Genomic DNA, 6,416 nt, shown 5'->3' with positions numbered 1-6,416 from the left:
TGCTCTGCTCTGCTCTGCTCTGCTCTGCTCTGCTCTGCTCTGCTCTGCTCTGCTCTGCTCTGCAGCATTGATGACAAAGCCAGAAAACAAAAAAAGCGCCCTGAGGCGCTTTTTTCATATCAACCGGATGATCAGGCTTTGAACTTACTGAACACCAGAGAGGCGTTGGTACCGCCAAAGCCGAAGCTGTTGGACATGACGGTGTTGAGCTCGGCCGCTTCGTACTCGCGTACGATGGGCAGACCCACGGCCTTCTCGTCCAGATTCTCGATGTTGATGCTGGGGGCAATAAAGCCGTGTTCCATCATCAGCAGGGAGTAGACAGCCTCATGCACGCCGGCAGCGCCCAGCGCATGGCCGGTCATCGCCTTGGTGGCAGAGATCTTGGGACCGTTGGTGCCAAACAGAGTCTGGATTGCTTCCAGCTCTTTGGTATCACCGACCGGTGTGGAGGTGCCGTGGGTGTTGATGTAATCAACTTTGCCCACACCCTGCATCGCCATCTTCATGCAACGCACGGCGCCTTCACCGCTCGGAGCAACCATGTCATAGCCATCGGAGGTGGCACCGTAACCGGTCAGCTCGGCATAGATGTGAGCACCACGAGCCAGCGCATGCTCCAGCTCCTCGATCACCAGGATGCCGCCACCACCGGAGATAACGAAACCGTCGCGGTCCGCATCATAGGTACGGGACGCTTTTTCCGGCGTGTCGTTGTACTTGGTTGAGAGGGCGCCCATAGCGTCAAACTGGATGGTAGAGGACCAGTCCAGCTCTTCACCGCCGCCAGCGAACACCACATCCTGTTTGCCAAGCTGGATCAGCTCCATGGCGTGACCGATGCAGTGAGCAGAGGTGGCGCAGGCAGAGCTGATGGAGTAGTTGACACCCTTGATCTTGAACGGGGTTGCCAGACAGGCAGAGGTGGTGGAGGACATGGTGCGCGGCACCATGTAAGGGCCTACCCGCTTGACCCCTTTCTCGCGAGCGATATCGCAAGACTCGGAGGTGTTTTTGCCGGAGGCACCGCCTGAACCGACCACTAGGCCGGTACGCTCGTTGGAGACCTGATCTTCCGGCAGACCGGCATCTTCAATGGCCTGCTGCATGGAGAGATAGGCGTACGCCGCCGCATCACCCATGAAACGCATGACTTTACGGTCGATCAGTTCAGACGGATCGAGTTTGATGTTACCCCAGACACGGCTACGCAGGTTGTGCTGTTCGAACTGCTCGGAATAGGTGATGCCGGATTTACCTGCTTTCAGGGAGGCCAGCACTTCTTCCTTGTTGTTGCCGATACTGGAGATGACGCCGATACCGGTGATCACTGCTCTTCTCATTAATTCATCTCGTCTGGAAAAACTGGCGCCAAGTCTACCCGCTTTCGGCTGCCAAACTGGTCTGCTTTCACGTAGAATGCCCGCGATTTTGTGACGCGAGCCGAGGAAAACGTGAGTCAAACATCCTTACATCATGCCCGATTGGATTGGAATGAAGCGGGAACTCCTGTCTCCAGTGACTTCGGGGATGTGTACTTTTCCAATAATAACGGTCTAAGTGAAACCCGCTACGTCTTTTTGCAGCAAAACCGGCTACCTGCGCGATTTTCGCACCACGATAGTGACACTTTCGTGATAGGTGAAACAGGTTTCGGCACAGGTCTTAACTTTCTGGCGACAATGCAAGCGTTCCTGGAACAGGCGCCCCAATCCGGCAACGGCTCCCGTCTGCACTTCATCAGTTTCGAGAAATATCCCCTGACTCAAGGCGATCTGCGTAAGGCGCTGGCCGCCTGGCCCGAACTTGGCCACTTGAGCCAGGATCTCATCGCCCAGTGGCCGCTGCCGGTATCCGGCTGTCATCGCCTGCACTTTGCGGGCTGTCGCGTTCGCCTCGATCTCTGGTTCGGCGACATCAAGGATATGCTGCCGCTGGTACCGCACCGGGCAGAGGGTCTGGTCGACGCCTGGTATCTGGATGGTTTTGCCCCGGCCAAGAACCCCGAGATGTGGACGCAGGAGCTGTTTGACGGGCTGGCCCGTCTCGCTCGCAAGAATGCGACCATCTCTACCTTTACCTGCGCCGGATTTGTGCGCCGCGGGCTGATCGCATCCGGTTTTGCGATGAAAAAAACCAAGGGCCACGGCACCAAGTGGGCCATGTTGATCGGTGAGCGCTGTGACAAGGCTCCCGCGCAGACGATCGCCAACCATTATGCGCGTCCGGTAGGCAAGGATGGCGAGATTGTGATCATCGGCGGCGGCGTCGCCTCGGCCATGACCGCACTATCCCTGGTGGAGCGGGGTCGCAAGGTGACCCTGCTGTGCAAAGATGGCGAACCGGCCACCGGCGCCTCAGGCAACCGCCAGGGCGCGCTCTATCCACTGCTCAATGGCGAGCACGATGCGCTGTCGCGCTTCTATTCGCTCGCCTTTGGCTATGCCCGCCAACGGCTGCTGGCACTGGCCGAGCACCATCCCATCGCTTTCGAATTATGCGGTGTGGTACAGCTGGGCTATGACGACAAATCCCGCGCCAAGCTGACCAAGATGAGTCAGGGCCCCTTCCCGCCCGAGCTGATGCAACCCCTTTCCGCCGCAGAGGCAAAAGCGATATCTGGCTTGCCCAGTGGACATGGCGGTGTCAGCTATCCGCTGGGGGGCTGGCTCTGTCCGGCCGATCTCACCCGCGCAGCGCTAAAAGAGGCGCAAGCCAGCGGCCTGTTGCAGGTGGAGTACCACGCAAAGGTGAGCACCATTGCCGAACAGGCAGATGGCTGGCACGTAGAGAGCAAAGATGGCCGCCACTGGCAGACCCCCAATCTGGTGGTCGCCGCCGGCTACCAGTTGCCAGCACTACTCCCCTTTGCCGAACTGCCGCTCTATCCGGTGCGCGGTCAGGTGAGCCATGTGCCGACCACGGCCACGTTGCGTCAGCTCAAGACCGTGCTCTGTTACGATGGCTACCTCACCCCGATGCACAACGAGCAGCACTGCATCGGCGCCAGTTATGGCCGCAACCAGAGCAGTCTCGAGTTTCGTGCCGAGGAGCAAACCCAGAATCAGGCGCGGCTGCAAGCCTGTCTGCCGGAGCAAACCTGGCCCGCCGAAGTGGATGTGAGTGGTAATGAGGCACGGGTCGGGGTGCGCTGCGCCAGTCGGGATCACCTGCCGGTGGTGGGGCCAGTCGCCAGATTGCAGGGGCTGGCGGATCACTATGCTCATCTGCAGAGTGATCAGCACAACGCCCCGCCGCTGCCTCTTCACCCCGGCCTCTATGTGCTGGGGGCGCTCGGCTCACGGGGCCTCTGCTCGGCGCCGCTCTGTGGTGAGCTGCTCGCCAGCGAGATCTGCGGCGATCCCCTGCCGCTGGCCGCCGATCTGCTGGAGGCGCTCCACCCTGCCCGTTACTGGGTGCGCAAGCTGCTCAAGGGCAAAGCGCTGGCCTAAACCGGACTCTGCAAACAAATAGAATGGCCGCCCATCGGGCGGCCATTCTATTTATCAAATCTTGCGATATAGAGGAGGTCAGGATATCGGGCCCTATATAGCGCTCACTTGGGCCAATGCACCCCGAGCTGTTCGCCGTAGCCGGTCTGACGCTGAAAATCCTCGAGTCGCCCCTTGACCTTGCTCAGCTCGCCACTGCCCGCCGCCCACGCGGCATAGCGCAGCGCCTGACAATCGGCATGGTCGGGTAGCGCCGCAATCGCCCCGCCCACCTGATTGGCACCTTGCAGCACCATCTCCTTGAAGCGGGACTCGTAGTCAAACATGCTGGAGAGTAGCCGTCCCCAGCGCTGACGGGCAGGATCGTTACTGCTCGCGCTCTCACGCCAACGGGGCAACAACACAGTGGCGTTGGTGGTGACCGTCACCCGTTTAAGCTGGCACAGCCCCTGCCCCTGCTCGGTTTCCAGCTGCCAGTCCATCTGATAACTCGCCTTGCCGAGTACAGGCTTGCCATTTACCTTGGGGGCACTCTGGGCAATCGCACGGGCAAGCTGGTCCGGGCTGGTTGCATGGACCTCATAAAAACGGACATTGATGCGGGACTCTGGCACCACTTGCGGCCGGCTCGGCTGAGCCTGACTCATCAGGGGCAACAGCAACAACCCGACCCCCACTACTCCATAAACCTTGCTGACCATGCCAGACTACCTTCCTTGATTGCACGGGCGGAGTACCAACCTTGGTGAACCCCACCGCCACACAGATGACGGGTATAGCCTATGTGTGACGACGAAGCGGCGCAATACAATGATGGGCCCAGAAATCAGAGCACGCTCACAGGTTGCGTGAGCAGAGTATGGCACAAGGCCAAAACTGTATTTTTATTGAGCATGGCGGCTGATCCGCTGCCAGTCGAGGTGGTAATTTTTCACATTGATGTCATGACCATCTATCTGAATAAAATGATCATTTTTAAGACGGTTGGCAAAAAAGTCCTGATCTGCCCCCTCGTTGAGCCACAGCTCGCAAAGACCCCGTTTTCCCTCTTTGCCATAAAATCGCGGGGTGGCCAGCAGCGCGACCCCATCCACCCGGATGGCGTGACGAGCCAGGCAGTTTGCTTCGGTGGTTTTGGATGCCAGCGCGGCAAAACGGGGTCTGTTCCCCTCGGCGACCACCAGTACGCCGTAAGAGTGGGGTGCCATGAGACGCCGCATGGCGACCGCCTGATGGGGGCCGGTTTGATGAAAACCGTCATTGGTCACCGCAAACACGCAAGTAGGTGAAAATAGCAGCGAAAGCAGGAAAAGACAGCGTTTAACGCCTATAAAATCACCCATTGCCATATAAAAGCCTCAAAAGATACCCAAAGCTGGCAAGGGTAGGTAGCCAAACCCGCTGGGTAAAGTGCCTTTACCTTTCTTTAATTCTGTTCACGGGGTGAAACGTTGATTTAGCTCACACAACATCCGGTTTCCGGTCGCCAGCCTACCCCTATCGGAATAGACTCCCTCCACTCTCATCCAATCAGAAGGCAACATATGCTGGAACTCATTATTGGCACCCTGGTCACCCTGGTGGTGGGCCGTGCCATTTTCAAAGGATACTCCGCGACCGGGGTGCTGCTGAGCGGTGGCTTGCTGCTGCTGGTCGTCACCGCCATGATGGGCAAGCCGGTACTGCCGAGCAAGGTGGTCAGCACCGGTTACATTGCGACCGATATCTTCGAATACATCCGCTTCCTGCTCAACGATCGTGGCGGTGGACTGGGGATGCTGATCATGGTGCTGTGCGGCTTCGCCGGCTACATGAGCCATATCGGCGCCAACACCATTCTGGTCAAGCTGGCCAGCAAACCGCTCGGCATCATCAAGTCCCCCTACATCCTGCTGGTGGCCGCCTATCTGGTTGCCTGTGCCATGTCGCTGGCGGTGAGCTCTGCCACCGGCCTCGGCGTGCTGTTGATGGCGACCCTGTTCCCGCTGATGGTCAACATGGGGATCTCCCGTGGTGCGGCAGCAGCCGTGTGCGCCTCGCCAGCCGCCATCATTCTGGCACCGACCTCCGGTGACGTGGTAATGGCCGCCCAGGCCGCCAACATGCCACTGCTGGATTTTGCCTTCAAGCTGACCCTGCCCATCTCGCTGGTTGCGATCGCCTGTATGGCGGTGACCCACTTCTTCTGGCAGCGCTACCTTGATCAGAAATCCGGCGAGCACAACGAGCCGGTTGCACCGGGCGATCTGGTGACTACCGCCCCCGCTTTCTACGCCATCCTGCCGTTTACCCCCATCATCGGGGTGCTGATATTTGACGGCAAATGGGGCCCGCAGCTGGATATCGTCACCATCATCGTGATGTGCATGGTGCTGGCCAGCCTGCTGGAACTCGTGCGTATCCGCAATGGCAAGGAGCTGCTGGACGGTCTGCAGGTCTGCTGGCGCAACATGGCTGACGCCTTTGCCGGTGTGGTCATGCTGCTGGTCGGTGCCGGTGTCTTCGCCCAGGGTCTGATGACCATCGGCTTTATCGACACCTTGCTGACCCACGCCCAGGATCTCGGCTCGGGTGGCATGATCATGATGCTGTCACTGGTGGTGATCACCACCCTGGCCGCCTTCACCACTGGCTCGGGCAACGCCCCCTTCTACGCCTTCGTGGAGCTGATCCCCAACCTGGCCAGCAGCCTGGGCATCAACCCGGCCTATCTGGTGATCCCGATGCTGCAAGCCTCCAACTTGGGTCGCACCATTTCGCCGGTCTCCGGTGTGGTGGTCGCCTGTGCGGGGATGGGCAAACTTTCGCCGTTCGAGGTGGTTAAACGTACCTCCCTGCCGGTGGGCGTCGGCCTGCTGGTGGTGATCATTGCCACCCAGATCATGGTGCCCGCCTGATCGCTGACCAGCCCGGCACCCTGCCGGGCTGGTATCCTCCCCCCCCTTTGCAGTAGACTCGGTGCTC

Annotated in this window: 5 protein-coding genes; 2 read left to right on the top strand and 3 right to left on the bottom strand. The window is 59.4% G+C overall.

All coding sequences use genetic code 11. The annotated features are described in order from the left end of the window. Positions 1 to 131: 131 nt before the first annotated feature. The gene (fabB, locus tag BSP75_RS02920; RefSeq protein ID WP_075112161.1) at positions 132 to 1,343 is read right to left on the bottom strand and encodes a beta-ketoacyl-ACP synthase I; all 1,212 of its coding nucleotides are present in this window, start codon (positions 1,341 to 1,343) and stop codon (positions 132 to 134) included. A gap of 90 nt (positions 1,344 to 1,433) precedes the next feature. Between fabB and mnmC the strand changes: the two genes are divergently transcribed. Continuing rightward, positions 1,434 to 3,452: a bifunctional tRNA (5-methylaminomethyl-2-thiouridine)(34)-methyltransferase MnmD/FAD-dependent 5-carboxymethylaminomethyl-2-thiouridine(34) oxidoreductase MnmC gene (mnmC, locus tag BSP75_RS02915; protein ID WP_171971576.1), complete on the top strand. Its 2,019-nt coding sequence runs from the start codon at positions 1,434 to 1,436 to the stop codon at positions 3,450 to 3,452. A gap of 104 nt (positions 3,453 to 3,556) precedes the next feature. Here mnmC and BSP75_RS02910 read toward each other — a convergent pair whose 3' ends face one another. After that, on the bottom strand, positions 3,557 to 4,153 hold the full coding sequence (locus BSP75_RS02910; RefSeq protein ID WP_075112159.1) for a DUF922 domain-containing protein: 597 nt from the start codon (positions 4,151 to 4,153) through the stop codon (positions 3,557 to 3,559). 183 nt (positions 4,154 to 4,336) lie between these two features. Continuing rightward, positions 4,337 to 4,672 (bottom strand): hypothetical protein, encoded by a 336-nt coding sequence (locus tag BSP75_RS02905; RefSeq protein WP_253186603.1) that lies wholly within the window; start codon positions 4,670 to 4,672, stop codon positions 4,337 to 4,339. A 324-nt stretch (positions 4,673 to 4,996) separates the two neighbouring features. Between BSP75_RS02905 and dcuC the strand changes: the two genes are divergently transcribed. Continuing rightward, positions 4,997 to 6,349 (top strand): anaerobic C4-dicarboxylate transporter DcuC, encoded by a 1,353-nt coding sequence (gene dcuC, locus BSP75_RS02900; protein ID WP_058051558.1) that lies wholly within the window; start codon positions 4,997 to 4,999, stop codon positions 6,347 to 6,349. The last annotated feature ends 67 nt before the right edge of the window (positions 6,350 to 6,416 follow it).

The sequence above is a fragment of the Aeromonas sp. YN13HZO-058 genome (assembly GCF_001921245.1).
In the GTDB taxonomy this organism is placed as follows: domain Bacteria; phylum Pseudomonadota; class Gammaproteobacteria; order Enterobacterales; family Aeromonadaceae; genus Aeromonas; species Aeromonas allosaccharophila.
This window is presented reverse-complemented; position numbering and strand designations above follow the sequence as displayed.

Excerpts from the sequence above, each read along its gene's own strand:
- fabB (WP_075112161.1), bottom strand. The coding sequence starts at position 1,343 with ATGAGAAGAGCAGTGATCACCGGTATCGGCGTCATCTCCAGTATCGGC.
- BSP75_RS02910 (WP_075112159.1), bottom strand. The coding sequence starts at position 4,153 with ATGGTCAGCAAGGTTTATGGAGTAGTGGGGGTCGGGTTGTTGCTGTTG.
- BSP75_RS02905 (WP_253186603.1), bottom strand. The coding sequence starts at position 4,672 with ATGCGGCGTCTCATGGCACCCCACTCTTACGGCGTACTGGTGGTCGCC.
- dcuC (WP_058051558.1), top strand. The coding sequence starts at position 4,997 with ATGCTGGAACTCATTATTGGCACCCTGGTCACCCTGGTGGTGGGCCGT.